Origin of the sequence: Actinacidiphila epipremni (assembly GCF_012034175.1) — a bacterium.
In the GTDB taxonomy this organism is placed as follows: domain Bacteria; phylum Actinomycetota; class Actinomycetes; order Streptomycetales; family Streptomycetaceae; genus Actinacidiphila; species Actinacidiphila epipremni.
This window is the reverse complement of the sequence record NZ_JAATEJ010000002.1, coordinates 219,496-235,462: the sequence shown is the minus strand read 5'-3', so window position 1 is coordinate 235,462 and position 15,967 is coordinate 219,496. Positions and strand designations below refer to the sequence as shown.

Sequence of the window (15,967 nt, the reverse complement as noted above, 5' to 3'; positions counted from 1 at the left end):
ACGGGAAGCTACGGGAAGTCGCCACGTGTCGCTCACCATCGGAATCGTCGGCCTGCCGAACGTCGGCAAGTCGACGCTCTTCAACGCCCTGACCAAGAACGACGTGCTCGCGGCCAACTACCCGTTCGCCACCATCGAGCCCAACGTCGGCGTCGTCGGCGTCCCCGACCCGCGCCTGGACAAGCTCGCGGAGATCTTCGGCTCGGCCCGCATCCTCCCCGCCACCGTCGACTTCGTCGACATCGCCGGCATCGTGCGCGGCGCCTCCGAGGGCGAGGGCCTGGGCAACAAGTTCCTGGCCAACATCCGCGAGTCCGACGCGATCTGCCAGGTCATCCGGGCCTTCCGGGACGAGAACGTCGTCCACGTCGACGGCAAGGTCTCCCCGAAGGACGACATCGAGACCATCAACACCGAGCTCATCCTCGCCGACCTGCAGACCATCGAGAAGGTGCTGCCGCGGCTGCAGAAGGAAGCCCGGATCAAGAAGGACACCGCCCCGAAGGTCGCCGCCGTCGAGGAGGCCCAGGCGATCCTGGAACGCGGCGACACCCTCTTCTCCCAGGGCCTCGTCCAGGGCTCCGAGCGCGCCGCCCTCCTGCACGACCTCCACCTGCTCACCGCCAAGCCCTTCCTCTACGTCTTCAACGTCGACGAGGAGGAGCTCACCGACGAGACCTTCAAGGCCGAGCAGCGCGCCCTCGTCGCCCCGGCCGAGGCGATCTTCCTCAACGCCAAGCTCGAAGCCGACCTCGCCGAACTCGACGACGCCGACGCCCTCGAACTCCTCGAATCCGTCGGCGCCACCGAACCGGGCCTGGCCACCCTCGCCCGCGTCGGCTTCACCACCCTGGGCCTGCAGACCTACCTCACCGCCGGCCCCAAGGAATCCCGCGCCTGGACCATCAAACGCGGCGCCACCGCCCCGGAAGCCGCCGGCGTCATCCACACGGACTTCCAAAAAGGCTTCATCAAGGCCGAGGTCATCTCCTTCCCCGACCTCATCACCTCCGGCTCCGTCCAAGAAGCCCGCGCCAAGGGCAAGGCCCGCATGGAGGGCAAGGACTACGTCATGCAGGACGGCGACGTGGTCGAATTCCGCTTCAACGTGTAGCGGACCCCTTGGCCTGGGCAGCCCCACCCCACAAACACACAGGTCAGACGGAGTCGGCCCAACCAGGGCCGACCCCGTCGGCGTACCGCACGCTGGATCCGCGTCGGATCCCTTGGTTCAAGTAAGAGCAAAGAATGGGGGTGGTGGGGCCAAACATTTCGTAACTGCCTTTTTTGGCGGTCGGGCGCATATTGGACATTTAAAGCGTAAGTGACGTCCTGGTTGTGTATATTCTTCCTGAGGTGTCCGCTGTGAGTGTGCTGTTCGCCACATCTCATCTGTAGCCCCGTCAGGTTGTCGTGTCCGGTTGCGTGTAACGCGAACCGTTGACTGCCCGTGTTGCTCCGTGTTGGATCCGTTCACCTGTGTGTGAGTTGTGTGGACGGTGTGGGGGCTTTGATGGGGCGGGGGGGGAGGTCGTGCCCTGCGTGGGGTGCGGCGGCGGCAGGCTGCGGCCTGTGTGGGTGTGTTCGCGGTGCTGGTGGGGGCGGCGTTGTCGGCGGGGGAGGTCACCGCGGTGGCGGATGAGCCCGTGCCGGTGGGGGATGCTGCCGCGGAGGCTTCTGGCACTGCCGGTGGGCCGTCGGATTCGCCGGAGTCGTTGGCGGTGGCTGCCGCGCGCCGGTCGGGCCAGGCGGTGCCGGTGCCGGCGTTGACGGATGAGAACACGGATGTGTCGGCGCAGCCGGACGGGACGCTGGTGGCGACGATCCACGCGAATCCGGTGCGTACCGCAAGGCCGGGAAGTGGACGGCGATCGATACCGCTTTGCAGGCCGCACCCGACGGGGGTGTTGCGCCGAAGGCGACGCTGGCTGATCTGGAGTTCTCCGGGGGTGGGTCGCAGCCGCTGGTGCGGATCGCGCGAGCCGGCAAGCAGCTGGCGTTGTCGTGGCCCGACCCGCTGCCGGACCCGGTGGTGAACGGGAGCACGGCCGAGTACCGGGGGATCCTGCCCGACGTCGACTTGCGGATGACGGCGACGTCGAGCGGTTTCACCGAGCTGGTCGTGGTGAAGACGGCTGAGGCTGCCCGGAATCCCGCGCTGGCCCAGCTCACCTTCGGGATGTCCAGCGACCAGTTGTCGATGCGTGAGAACGGGGACGGGTCGTTGTCGGCTGTGGATGTCGCCGGCGGCGGGACGGTGTTCGAGGCTCCGCAGCCGATGATGTTCGACTCCTCGGCGGCTGCCCAGGACGGGCCGGGCCCGGCGTCCGCGCAGGCGACTGCGTCGGCATCCCGCGTGGGTGTCTCCGCTGCGGGGGAGGAGGCTCCTCCCGGGGGCGAGGAGCATGCCGCGGCCGTCGCTGTGGCGATCGCCGGTGATCAGGGGTCGCTGACGCTCACCCCTGATCAGGACTTGTTGAGTGCTCCGACGACGGTGTATCCGGTGATGATCGACCCGGGTATCACCACCCCGCACGCGGGCGGCTGGGCGGGCATCTCGCGGGCGAACCCCTCGCAGGACTACTGGAAGTTCAGCTACAACAGCACGTACGTCGAGTCTTTCGGCACCGGCTACTGCGTGTCCCCGACCTGCTCGGCCCAGGACGTGAAGCGCGTGCTGTACTCGCTGCCTGTCCAGGGGCAGGCTTTTGCCGGAAAGCACATCCTGTCGGCTGAGTTCGACGTTCACGAGTCTTTCGCGTTCAGCTGCACCAAGAAGCCTGTGCAGCTGTGGCTGACGAAGAAGATCGGAACAGGCACCACGTGGAACAACTCCAGTTCCACCTCGGGTACGTCGCCTTTCTGGCAGCTGGACCTCCAGACGATCACCGACGCCAAGGGCCGCGACGAGTGCCCGGCAGGCGATCTGGAGTTCGGAGGCACGACATCGGCGGCGCTCCGGACGCAGGTGCAGCGTGCGGCCGACGGCAACTGGCCGGTCATGACGCTGGGCTTGAAGGCGTCGGACGAGACGGATCCTTACGGGTGGAAGCGGTTCACGGACGCGGCGAGTCTTCGGGTGCAGTACAACCTGCCGCCGAAGCAGCCGCTGATGAAGGACCTGACGATGTCACCCGGATCGGTGTGCCAGACGTCCCCGATCTCCGTCAACAAGTGGCCGCAGGTGACGGCGAAGGTCTTCGATCCGGACGGGGACCGGATAGGCGTGCAGTTCGCCGCCGCATGGGATGCCGGTGACGGTCTTCGGCGCCGGTGGTGGTCGACGGGCGCGGAGGCCACCGTACCGGCTTCGACCACGTTCAAGGCGTCCGGGTCGCAGTTCTCGATGACGTTGCCGTCCGCGGTGCCGGGCAACACGGGTAAGTCTCTGGGCTGGGAGGCGCGTGCCTGGGACGGTTCTGAGTGGGGCCCGTGGAGTTCTGCGGGTGACGTGCAGACCGACTGCTACTTCAGGATCGACACCAGCATTCCGGCCGGGCCGGGCGTGTCCTCCTCGACGTTCCCCGGTGCGCAGGACCAGAGTGACCTGCTGCCCTGGACGGACGGGGTGGGCCGGTACGGGACGTTCACCTTCGCCACCACCTCGACTGACGCGGTGGCCTACCAGTACGGGCTCGACACCGCACCGTCGGCCGCCCACGCCGTTGCCACGACGGGCGGTGCCGCGAAGTCGGTGAGTCTGCTCCAGCAGTCCGAAGGCCCGCACTACCTGTCGGTACGGGCGCTGGACGCCGCGGGTAACGCCTCGTCTCCCACGACGTACTACTTCAACGTCTCCGCTGGTGACCCGCAGCGTGCGGGCTGGGCGATGGACGACGCCGCGGGAGCAGGAAGCCTCGCCGGTGACGGAGGATCCTTCCAGGCGACCCTTTCCGGTGCCGCGGCAGGCGGGGACCCGGGTCACGCGGGTACGGCGCTGAAGCTGCCCGGCGGTCTCGCCGCCGACGGGACACCCGCCGACTACGCCTCCACCCCGGGAGCGGTGGTGGACCCTGCGGGCGGCTTCACCGTATCGGCGTGGGTGAACCTCGCGGACTCCGGTGTCGACCGGGCCGCGGTGAGCCAGGACGGCGCGTACACGGGCGGATTCGCGCTCGGTGCGTACGGCGGGCAGTGGACGTTCAAGACCGCGTCGAAGGACGCCCCGGGGTTCACCTGGCAGACAGCAGCGTCCACCCAGCCGGTCGCGACGGGCACCTGGACCCATCTGACCGGCGTCTACGACCAGGCCGCCCACACACAGACCCTCTACGTCAACGGAACCCCCTCGACCGCCGTCGCGGCGCCGTCGACGCCGTCCGCCATTGGCGCCCTGCAGTTCGGCCGGCTGCTGGCCCAGGGGATTTACGCCGACCCGTGGAACGGCTCCCTGGACGACGTCCGCATCTGGAACCGGCCCCTGACCCCGGCCGAAGTGGGCAACCTCGCCGCCGACACGCCCCTGACCACAGGGGTCCCGGCCAAAGCGGTGTGGAGTATGGACGAGACCGGCACCACCATGACCGGCACCGGCGAGGCACCCGACGCGGGCATCTCCGGAACCGTGACCACAGGAATCACCGGCGCCGTCGACAAGGCAGCGCACTTCGGCGCCGACAGCTACGCCCGCACCGGCCGCCCGCAGGTCGACGGCACCCGCAACTTCTCCGTGTCGGCCTGGGTGCGACTTCCGGCCATCGCGGCGGGCGAAACCAAAGCGCGGATGGCCGTCACGCAAAACGGAGTGCACAACAACGAGTTCTCGCTCTACTACTCCACCTATGCCAAGACGTGGGTGTTCGGCCGCTACCAGGCCGACACCTCCACCGCGACGCTCATCAGCGCCAACCAGCCGGCCTGCACCGTCGGCCACCCGGACGCCAACGGCGTGCCGTGCATCGGCCCGACCACAGGAGAGTGGACTCATCTGGTGGGTGTCAGCGACCAGACCGCCCACCAGAACAAGCTCTACGTCAACGGCTACCTCGTCAGCACCGTCGCCTACACCCAGACCAGCCCCTGGACCACCCCGGGCGGTCTGCAGTTCGGCGCCGTCAACCGTGAAGGCGCCAACGACGAGTTCTTCGGCGGCGACATCGACGACGTCCGCGTCTTCGACCGGATCGTCACCGCCCCCGAGATCCAGACGATGATCCAGCAACGACCCCAGGTGGCCGGACGATGGAAGTTCAACACCGCCGACACCGCAACACCCCCGACATCCCCCGACGACCTCGGCACCCACCCGGCCACCTTGTACGGACCGGCAGCGATCTCGAACGACGCGAACATCGGCACAGGAGCCTTGAGCCTCGACGGCGACACCGCCTACGCCGCGACCACCGATACACCGCTGCGCACGGACGAAAGCTTCACCCTCGCCGGCTGGGCACAGACCGCAGCCACCCCGACCCACGACATGACCGTCCTGTCGCTCGGCGACGACACCGACAGCGCCGCAACCATCCGCTGGCACTACGTGCGCACCGACCACGACCCCGACTTCCCCGACGACCCCGACCTTGACACGGTCGTCGGTGAGTGGCAGGCGGAAACAGTTGCCGACGGGACACCACGAGCCCACACCGTCGTCGCTCACTCCGCCGACACCGGGCAGGCAAGCAACTGGACGCATCTGGCCGTGACGTACGACGCGCTGTCCAACCAGCTCACCCTCTACGTCAACGGTCAGACCGAAGACCAGGTCTGCGACGACGAGGACACCTCCGGCACCTGCACCCAACACGTCTCGTTCACGGGCGCCGTGCAGCCGCTCACCGCCACCAGAGGACTGCAGTTCGGGCGGGGCCTGAGCGCCGGCACATGGACACAACCCTTCTCCGGCCAGATCGACGACGTGTGGGCCTGCCAAGGAGTCTTGACCCCGGCCCAGATCATCACCCTGCACGACTCCGTGGAACTCGACAGCACCGGCACCTCGTAAGCCCACGCTCCCGGTTAGTGGCGGCTGGCCGAACTCCGCCGTCACCACCAGACGCCGTTGTCTTCCCTTTGTGTCGTCCATCCGGTTCTGCCGGATCGAGCAGCCGCAGCCCCACCGGGGCGCGGGAGGAGCATCTGCCATGCACTTCACACCTGTACCTCGACGCCGCCGGACGGCAGCCAAGGTGGCGTCCGCGGTAGCGGCTGCCCTGATCGCCACGACACTCCAGGTGCTGCCGCACGCCACGACGACGGCCTCAGCGGATACGGGCCCGGCAGTGCGCTCCTTGGAAAAGCCGGTCAAGGTCTCCGCCGCCAAGGTCAAGCCGCGACCGGTGGACCGAACGGTGTCCCATCCCTCGACGCCGAAGAGCGCCTGGCCTGCGGCTGGTACGGCGACGGTGTCGTTGGCCACGCCGTTTACCTCGCTGCTGGCAAAGCCTGGTAATGCCGGTTCGGCGGGTGACGGGGTGAAGGCGGGCACCCTCCCGGTGACGCTACGGCCGGCGACAACTGCGGGCAAGGACCGCCCAAGTGCCTCGCCCACGGCACCAGCGAAGGCAACGGTGCGGATCCTGGACCATGCGGCAGCGGTGAAGGCCGGCGTCGACGGGGTCCTCATGACCGTGAGCCGCAGCGGCACAACCGCCGGCCGCGCGCAGGTCTCCTTGGACTACAGCGCTTTCGCAGGTGCGGCCGGGGGCGGCTACGGGGAACGCCTGCGCCTGGTCCAACTTCCCGCGTGTTCGCTCACGACACCAGAAGTAGCCAAATGCAGGGTCACCACCCCCCTGGCGGGCACGAACGACTCCGAGCGGCAGACGGTCACCGCTGACGACGTCACCGTACCGGCCGAAGCGAAACCGAGTTCTGACTCCCCTCTGGCCGCGCCCCGGACAAGCCCGGACCCGGGCGTGACGGTGCTGGCTGCGACGACCGACGCATCTGGTCCGTCCGGGGATTACAAAGCGACACCGCTGGCATCGGCCTCGACGTGGAGCACCGGGCTGAACAGCGGGTCCTTCTCCTGGAACTATTCGATGCCGGTACCCAGCGTGCCCGGCGGGCTGATGCCAAAGGTTGGGTTGTCGTATTCATCCGGGTCGATCGACGGGCGAACAGCGAACACCAACAACCAGGGCTCATGGGCCGGTGACGGCTTCGACATGGATCCCGGTTTTGTCGAGCGGTCGTACAAGCTGTGTGGCGACGACGGCGTGAAAACCGACGGTGTTGAGCCCGGTGATCTGTGCTGGGGTTACGACAACGCCACGATCAGCTTCTCCGGCCACTCCGGACAGCTCATACCCGTATCAGCGGACGAGTGGCGCATCTCGGGTGACGACGGCACCAAGGTTCTGCGACTGCGGGACACCGCACACGGCAACGGCGACAACGACGGTGAGTACTTCGAGGCCATCACCACCAACGGCACGCGGTACTACTTCGGGTACAACCGCCTGCCGAACTGGACCTCCGGCAAGCCCGAGACGAAGTCGGTGGAGACCGTTCCGGTCTACGGCGACGACGGCAACGAGCCCTGCCACGCCTCGACGTTCGCCGACTCGTGGTGCCAGCAGGGCTGGCGCTGGAACCTCGACCTGGTCATCGACACCAACGGCGACGACGTCACCTACTGGTACAAGCCGGAGACCAACTCCTACGGGCGGAACCTGAAGTCGACCGACGACACGCCCTATGTCCGCGCGGCGACGCTGGGCCACATCGAGTACGGGCAGCAGCAGACGGACATCTACTCGACCACGGTCAAGCCCATGGCCCGGGTCGACTTCGGCACCGCCGAACGCTGCCTGGAAACTACAGCGGCGCTATGCGACCCGGCGAGCATCGACACCAACCGGCAGTACTGGTACGACACTCCGTGGGACATGAACTGCGAGGCCGGCACGACCTGCGACGCGGGACGGTACTCGCCGACCTTCTTCACGCGGACCCGGCTCACCGATGTCACCACCTCAACTCTGCAGTCGGACGGCACCTACACGCCGATCGACACATGGGTTCTGCACCACAAGTGGGGCACAGCGGACACGGACTACCAGCTGCTGCTCGACTCCATCACCCACACCGCTCTGGCAGGCACCACCCCGATCACCCCGCCGGCCACCACTCTCCAGTACGACCCGCGGATCGGGCGGCTCGACAGGACCGGCGACGGCCGATCCCCGTTCTACAAGCAGCGGCTGAGCACCATCGACGACGAGGTCGGCGGGCAGGTCGACGTCAACTACTCGCAGGCGGCCTGCGACTGGGACTCCCTGCCGACTCCGCAGACCAACACCACACACTGCTTCCCACAGGCGTACCAGCCCTCCTCCGACGTCCCCGTGACCACCGAGTGGTTCAACAAGTACGTCGTGGACTCCGTCATCTCCACCGACCGCACCGGCGGCGCCCCGGACATGGTGACGCGCTACTTCTATCTCGACGACGGGGCCTGGGCGTTCGCCGACGACGAAGGCATCACCAAGGAGAAACTCAAGACCTGGTCCGAATGGCGCGGTCACGCCCACGTCAGAGTGGAGACCGGCGGCACTTCGGGGATGTCCACCCAGACCGACCACTACTTCCTGCGGGGCATGGACGGCGACCGCTCCGACCCCGCCGATGCCACCGCGACGCGTACGGTGACCGTGCAGGACCCGGACCTGGGAACTCTCACCGACGACCAGGCGTGGGCCGGCTTCGAATACCGAACCGAGTCCTACGACGCCCCCAATGGGAAGATCCTGGCCAAGACCGCCAGCCTGCCGTGGAAGAAGCAGACGGCCAAGCGGGTCCGCGACTGGGGAACCACCACAGCCAACCTCACCGGGACGAGCGTCAGCCACTCCTACACCTCGCTCGACAACGGCGCCGGCTCACAGTGGTCCGAGACCCGCAGCACCACCTCCTTCGACGACTACGGCCGGGCAACCCAGGTCGAGTCCCTCGGCGATGTCGCACTGCCCGGTGACGACACCTGCACCCGCACCACCTACGCGGACAACACCGCGGACTGGATCCTCACCGCAGCCATCCATGCCGAGACCGTCGCCGGCACCTGCGCCGCACAGCCGAACCGCGACACCCAACCGGACGGCACGTCGGCGGTCCTGGCGGACAAGCGCGTCCGCTTCGACGGCCAGGCGTACGGCAAGGCACCCACCCGCGGCCTGGCCACACTCACCGAAACCCTCAAATCCCGCAACGGAACCACTGCCACATACATCGATGACGCGGCCACGTACGACCTCTACGGCCGCCAACTGACAGCCACTGTCGGGGCGTCCACCAGTGTCTTCGACCCCACGGACGACACCGAAGCACCGGTCACCACGCCCGCAAGCGCCGCACGGACCACCACCAGCGTCTACACCCCGGCGACCGGGCGCCTCACCAAAACGGTCGTCACGACCCCGCCTTCCACCGTCGGTGTCGACTCCACCAAGCAGACCACCACGACCTACACCGATGCCCTGCGCGGTCTGCCCGTCATCAGTCTCGACACCAACGCCAAGCGCACCGACGTCTTGTACGACGCACTGGGCCGCGCGCTGAAGGTCTGGCAGCCCAACCGCTCCAAAGCATCCGGGCAAACACCCAACACGGAATACGTCTACACCAACGCTGACAACGTCATCGCGTCGATCAAGACCAAGACGTTGAACAACGACGGTTCCCAGGACAGTGCCTACACCCTCTACGACGGATTCGGCCGCCCGAGGCAGACCCAGTCGCCGGCCCAGGACGGCGGACGGCTCCTCACCGACACCTTCTACGACGAACGTGGGCAGGCCGCCCTGGCCTACGCCCCCTACTACGCCAACGGCGCGCCCGGCGCGACGCTGCTCAAGGTCGAAGACGCCACCGGTGTGGAGACCCAGACGGCCACGACATTCGACGGTCTGGGCAGGACGGTAAGAACTCAGGTGCTGGCGGGCAATGGTGCCGGTACACCGCTTGCGACAACTCTCACCTCTTACAGCGGGAACACCACGAGCGTCACGCCACCCAAGGGCGGCACCCCGACGACGACCATCACCGACGCCACCGGGCACATCACGGAGCTACGCCAGTACGACTCCGCAACGCCCACGGGCACGTACGACGCCACCACCTACGCCTACGACCCCCGCGGCGACCTGATCAAGCTCACCGACCCGTCAGCCAACGTGTGGACCTGGACCTACGACCAACTCGGCCGACAGGTCAAGGCCGTCGACCCGGACACCGGTACGAACACCAAGGCGTACAACGACCGTGGTGAACTGGTCTCCACCACCGACGGACGCGGAAAGACTGTCACGCACATCTACGACAACCTCTCCCGCGAGATCGAGACCCACGACGGAGCCGCAACCGGCCCGCTGCTGACCTCCCAGACCTGGGATCCCACCAACAACAAGGGCCAACTCGCCTCCACCACCCGCTACGCGACCGTCAGCGGGACGACGTACCAGTACAAGACCGTCGTCAACACCTACGACGCGCTCTACCGGGTCACGAAATCCACCCTCACCGTCCCCTCGGTGCCCGGCCAGGAGGGCCTCGCCGGCGACTACGTCGGCGGGAGCCAGTACAACCTCGACGGCACCCTCCAGGGCACCGCCTACCCCGCGGCAGGGAACCTCCCGGCCGAGGGCGTCGCCTACACCTACGACAGCCTGCATCGGCCGGCGACCATCGGCAGCAACCTGTCCACCTACCTCACCGGGCAGACGTACAGCCTCACCAACAAGCCGACGCAGTCCACGCTGAACGCCGGCTCGAAGAGCACCTGGGTCACCAACTCCTACGAGTGGGGCACTCAGCGCCTGGCAGGCAGCCGCACCGACCAGCAGGACATCACCGGCGCCGCGCGCGCCACCGCTTACACCTACGACGAAGCCGGAAACGTCACCTCACTGCTGGACAACTCCCGCACCGGCACCGACCAGCAGTGCTTCCAATACGACCACCTCGGCCGCCTCACCGAAGCCTTCACCCCGGCCGCCGCCACCTGCCCGACCACACCGGCCGGAACGACGCTCGGCGGCCCGGCGCCGTACTGGACCAGCTACACCTACAACACCGACGGCACCCGCGACACCGAAACCCGACACGACCCCACGGGCATCACAGCCGCCGACTCCACCAGCACCTACACCTACCACGTTGCCGGAGCCGGCCCCCACACACTCGCCGACCTCACCACCACAACCGGCACCGCCACGCCCGTCCACCAGACCTACGGCTACGACACCGCCGGCAACACCACCACCCGCCACCTCGCGCCGACCCCCGGACAAACTGACGACCAGACCCTGACCTGGGGCACCGAGGACCACCTCGACCACGCCGCCGACAGCGTCACCACCACCGCCGGAACCGGCACGACCACCACCGCCAAGACCACCGACTACATCTACGACACTGCCGGCAACCGCCTGATCGAGCACACCCTCGACACTGCCAACCCGTCGGCCGAGAACACCACGCTCTACCTCGGCACCACCGAGATCAACTTCGTCAAGGGCGCCGCGAAAGCCACCGCAACCCGCTATTACCCCCTCGGCTCGGCAACCGCAGTCCGCACCGACGACAGAAAAGTCACCTTCCAGATCACCGACGCCCACGGCACCGCCGACGCCGGCATCGACGCAGCCACCGGCGAACTCAACCAGCACTACGAAACCCCCTTCGGCCAGGACCGGGGCCCCGCACCTGCCACCTGGGCCGGCACCAGAGGCTTCCTCGGCGGCACCAAAGACACCGCCACCGGCCTGACCCACCTCGGCGCCCGCGACTACGACCCCACCACCGGCCGTTTCCTATCCGTCGACCCCCTTCTCGCCTCCACCGACCCTCAATCGCTGGCGGGCTACACCTACAGCAACAACAACCCCCTCACCTACAGCGACCCCACCGGCCAGCAGCGCAGCAGCCGGGATGGCGGCGACGCCCCCTGCAGCGAGCAACCCGGCGCCGGCCAGTACGCCTGCCCCGACAACCCCGACCCGTCGGGCGACAACATCTCCGTCGGTGACCTGGTGGAACAGGAGAAATTCGGAACCGACGTCAACAACGACCACCTCGCAACGATCTACCCCGGCTACAGCATTCCCATCGACTGGGACAAGGCCCAGGCGTACGCAAAAGCCTTCAACGCCACGATGACCCGGCTTTGCAAGCCCTACAACTGGGACTGCGACGCATTCTCGGACTACAACCTGTACGGGGTCGAGCGTTCAACCTGCAATGAGATAGGCGGTTGCCCGGCAGGAATCGAAGCGAGCCTGGCCCAGCAGATAGCGGCCGGATTCCTTGAATTCGGGTTCGGCGGAAACGACGGCGCAGGAAGAACGCAGTGGGGCAAAGTCAAGCCGAAGGGCTCGAAATCCGTCTTCTGTAGTTTCTCGCCGGACACCCCGGTCCTGCTCGGCGACGGCCAGACCGAGGAAATCGGCAAGCTCGAACCAGGCCAGCAAGTCGAATCCGCCGACCCGGAAACCGGCAGGCACAAAGGCCCGCGCACCATCACCGCCACCCTCGTCCACCACGACGACGACCTGGTCGACCTCACGATCGAATCCACCCCCGGCCACACCAGCACCCTCCACACGACCGCCAACCACCCCTTCTGGGACGACACCCTCCACAAGTGGATCACCGCCGGCCACCTCACTCCCGGCCACGCCCTGGAAACCGCGACCGACCAGCACGCCACGATCACCGCAGTAAGCACGATTGCTGGCGACGCCGACATGTACAACCTCACCGTCGACCAGCTCCACACGTACTATGTACTCGCCGGGGATACTCCGGTATTGGTTCACAATTCCGGTTGCTTCAATCCTGCCGAGATGGGTGCCGCGCTTCCTGAATATGCAGGCGGTACGACATCCGGCACCGGAGTCGCAGCTAATGGGCGTGTCTACAATATTGAGAGCGGGAATAAGGCCGCCGATGCCGACTTGCTCAAGATTGTCAATGACAGGCTCCGGGCTGCTGGGCGCATACCTGGAACGGTGACTTCAGCTCGTGCCAGCGATGCCGAACAGAAATTCGCGGCCACGATGATCCGGGACGGAATCGATAACGCTGATCTCGTAATTAACAACCCGGCAGGACCATGCACGGTGAGGCTCGGGTGCGACGATGCGTTGGGCACCATCCTCGGTGATAGACAGCTTACCGTACACTGGCCTGACGGCAGCGGGGGTTGGACGTCGCAGACATATGGAGGAGCCGGATGATGCAGCACCGTGTAGAGGCGCGGTATCGACGAGAGCACGGCAAGGAGCCGGTTGTGCTCAGCACCAGTGATGACGTCGATGTGCTTATCGAGACGCTCCTTACCGGCCCGGCGTACCACAACCTCGCCCAACTGCATTCTCTGGAGCGCCCGCTTCTCCCGTCCGGATATCCTGATCACGAGCTCCTGGTCGGGGTCGATAGGGATCTTCCCGTAGGCGTTCTCGCGTTCATGGATGCTGAATCCGGAAATTTGGTGACCCTCGGCTCATCGGAAGGGCGCGGGAAGGTGCCCTACCTGATCATGGGTCAAATGACAGAGTTCCCGGATCGCTCGGAACTTCCGATCGAACTTGTGCGCCAGGCTGTTAGCGAGTTTCTGATGAGTGGAGGCAAGCGCCCAGCGTGCGTTCAATGGCAGGTGCCAGAAGTTTGGTGAATCCGCGAGCTATGTGAGCTTTCGTTAGAACTGTCCGCAGTGGTTCGGTAGAAAAGTAGAAGTGGCCTCATCGGACCTTTTCCGGTGGGGCCACTGAGGTTTTCTCAGTGAAGATCACTTCCATTGCCCGTTGAGGAGGAGGGCGGCGCGGGCGATGTCGCCGATCCGGCTCGGGCTGAGGGTGACGTGCTTGAGTGCGCGCCAGCGCTCTTTGAGTTCGGCGGCGGCACGCTCACCGCGCGCGCGAAGGTCTCTGATCAGGGCGTTCGTGGTGCGGGTGTCAGCATGGAGGGCCTGTTCGGACTGGCCTTTCGGGCGGCGAACGGGGACCAGGATGCCGATGCCAGCGCCGATGTAGCCTTTGTCGGCCAGAGCGGGCAGGCCGTTGACCGCGGCTTTGTACAAGGCGGGCAGGGCATGGATGCGGCCGGCGGTGATGTCCGGTGTGGAGCCGGGTTCGACGTCGGAGACCCACAACGGGGTGCCGTCGGGTGCGGACAGGAACTGCACGTTGCCGCCGAAGGCCTTGTGTTTCTGGCTGCCGTTCTCGCGGACACCGGCAAGGCGGTCGGACTCGATGAGGGTGCCGTCCAAGATGACGTGCGCCATTCCCTCCCGCCGACAGCGGTCCAGGACGTCGTGCAGGCCGGGGGCCTGGTCGGCGAGGACGTCGATGCTTTCGTGGAGGTAGCGGTAGCCGGTGGTCTGGGAGATGCGCGCGTCGCGGGCCAGGCAGTGCCCGCAGCCGCGTTCCCGGAAGCAGCGCAGGACCAGCACGGCCTGGCGGAACGGACCCAGCACCCGCGATCCCCGCGGGGTGCGCAGCTGCCGCCGGTGGGCGGCCAGCAACCGGGAAAGGTGGTCCACAACGTGGCGTGGGGCGTCGAGCGTGGCAACATAGGTGACCAACGTGAAGCCTCTGGTGTCGCAGCGGACGATCTTGTGAGAGAGAACCGTCCTACCAGGGGCTTTACGTATGCCCGCACCCGGGGGCCCGCCCGCCGTCCCATCCGACCGCTTACGAGCACCTCACACCGCTTCGCGAAGATCATTTCGCTGAGAAAACGTCAGTGGGGCTTTAGGCGATGTTTCATGTGGTGATGGTGTGAGCTGCGGCATGATTGCTGTTCGTGGGTGTTGATCTGTCTTGGCGGCTGGTTCCTGACGGGTTATGGGATCTGGTCGCGCCGTTGCTTCCGTCGTTCTCGCCGCGTCGCCAGGGCGGCGGTACTGCGCCGTTGGAGGAGCGGGCGGTGTTCACTGCCGTGGTGTACGTGCTGACCAGCGGGTGTGTGTGGCGGCATCTGTCGCCGACGTTCGGTGTCTCGCCGGCCACCGCGCACCGCCGGTTCTCCGCCTGGACGAAGGCGGGTCTGTGGCGTGGGCTGCACTGGGCGGTGCTGGACGAACTCGGCGCGCGGGGCGAGCTGGACTGGACGTCGGTGATCGTCGATGCCGCGTCGGTGCGGGCGAAAAGGGGGGTTCGCTGACCGGGCCGAACCCGGTCGACCGTGGCAAAGCCGGCAGCAGACTGCGCGTGATGTCCGAGGCCCAGGGCATACCCCTGGCGGTCGGCGTGTCGGGTGCGAACACGCACGACAGCCTGGCCCTCAAGCCCCTGGCGAAGGGGATACCGGCCGTGCGGTCCCGGCGTGGACCGCGCCGTCGGCGCCCCGGCAAGCTCCGCGCCGACAAGGCGTACCACTCCGCCGACACCCTGTCCTGGCTGCGCGAACGCGGCATCACCGCCCGCATCGCCCGCCCGGGGACCGAGTCCTCCGAACTACTCGGACGGCACCGCTGGAAGATCGAACGCACCATCTCCTGGCTGTTCGGCTACCGCCGCCTCACCGTGAAGTACGAACGCAAAGGCAGCCACTTCCTCGCCTTCCTCGGCCTCGCCGCCGCCCTGACCTGCTACAAAAAACTCGCTAAACTCACCACATGAGACATCGTCTTAGTCTGCGATCCGAGTTGAAGATCTGAAGGATTACTTAAATAGGGAACAAAGTGTTTCCATGATAGTCTGATGCCATCGCCAGAGTGAATCTAGCGATGGCTTCCGGGTGTCCGCACGGCAATGCTGACGGCACCATTCCAGCCGACATCCCGCCGGTCCCTTTGCCAGTTCTGCGTCCAATCAGGCGAACTGCTTTACCGTCTAGACCTATAGCACGCCGACAGCACGAGCAGCCTGGCGTACCAGACGTCGGCTAGGGGGCTCACGGCCCGCCCCATCGAGCTACGCCGAAGGGCTCAAGCCGGATGCAGCGAGCCCTTTCGGCGTGGCCACTGGCATCTTCTACGTCGGGGGCGTGAAAACGAACGTCCGGTTCTTCGGCAAGAAGA

General features: G+C 66.6%; 6 protein-coding genes. 5 read left to right on the top strand and 1 reads right to left on the bottom strand.

Annotated elements, in window-relative coordinates:
- Positions 1 to 25: 25 nt before the first annotated feature.
- The 4 genes from ychF to HCN08_RS03825 all read left to right on the top strand — a co-directional run bounded on the left by ychF (position 26) and on the right by HCN08_RS03825 (position 13,618).
- Positions 26 to 1,114 carry a redox-regulated ATPase YchF gene (gene ychF / locus HCN08_RS03840; RefSeq protein ID WP_167981414.1) on the top strand — a complete coding sequence of 363 codons (1,089 nt, stop codon included), beginning with the start codon at positions 26 to 28 and terminating at the stop codon, positions 1,112 to 1,114.
- 768 nt (positions 1,115 to 1,882) lie between these two features.
- The gene (locus tag HCN08_RS03835) at positions 1,883 to 5,944 is read left to right on the top strand and encodes a LamG domain-containing protein (RefSeq protein WP_167981413.1); all 4,062 of its coding nucleotides are present in this window, start codon (positions 1,883 to 1,885) and stop codon (positions 5,942 to 5,944) included.
- Between the two features lie 139 nt (positions 5,945 to 6,083).
- Positions 6,084 to 13,181, top strand: coding sequence for an RHS repeat-associated core domain-containing protein (locus HCN08_RS03830; protein ID WP_167981412.1), 7,098 nt, complete (start codon positions 6,084 to 6,086; stop codon positions 13,179 to 13,181).
- Positions 13,178 to 13,618 carry an Imm1 family immunity protein gene (locus HCN08_RS03825; RefSeq protein WP_167981411.1) on the top strand — a complete coding sequence of 147 codons (441 nt, stop codon included), beginning with the start codon at positions 13,178 to 13,180 and terminating at the stop codon, positions 13,616 to 13,618. The genes HCN08_RS03830 and HCN08_RS03825 overlap by 4 nt, the downstream gene beginning before the upstream one ends.
- A gap of 114 nt (positions 13,619 to 13,732) precedes the next feature.
- Here the strand turns inward: HCN08_RS03825 and HCN08_RS03820 are convergent, their stop codons facing one another.
- Positions 13,733 to 14,527 carry a transposase family protein gene (locus tag HCN08_RS03820; protein ID WP_167981410.1) on the bottom strand — a complete coding sequence of 265 codons (795 nt, stop codon included), beginning with the start codon at positions 14,525 to 14,527 and terminating at the stop codon, positions 13,733 to 13,735.
- Between the two features lie 221 nt (positions 14,528 to 14,748).
- Here HCN08_RS03820 and HCN08_RS03815 point away from each other — a divergent pair.
- Positions 14,749 to 15,566, top strand: a protein-coding gene (locus HCN08_RS03815; RefSeq protein ID WP_167981409.1) for an IS5 family transposase whose coding sequence is annotated in 2 segments (ribosomal slippage) — positions 14,749 to 15,091 and positions 15,091 to 15,566 — 819 coding nt in all. Because the reading frame shifts where the segments join, the coding sequence is not laid out codon by codon here.
- Positions 15,567 to 15,967 lie beyond the last annotated feature (401 nt).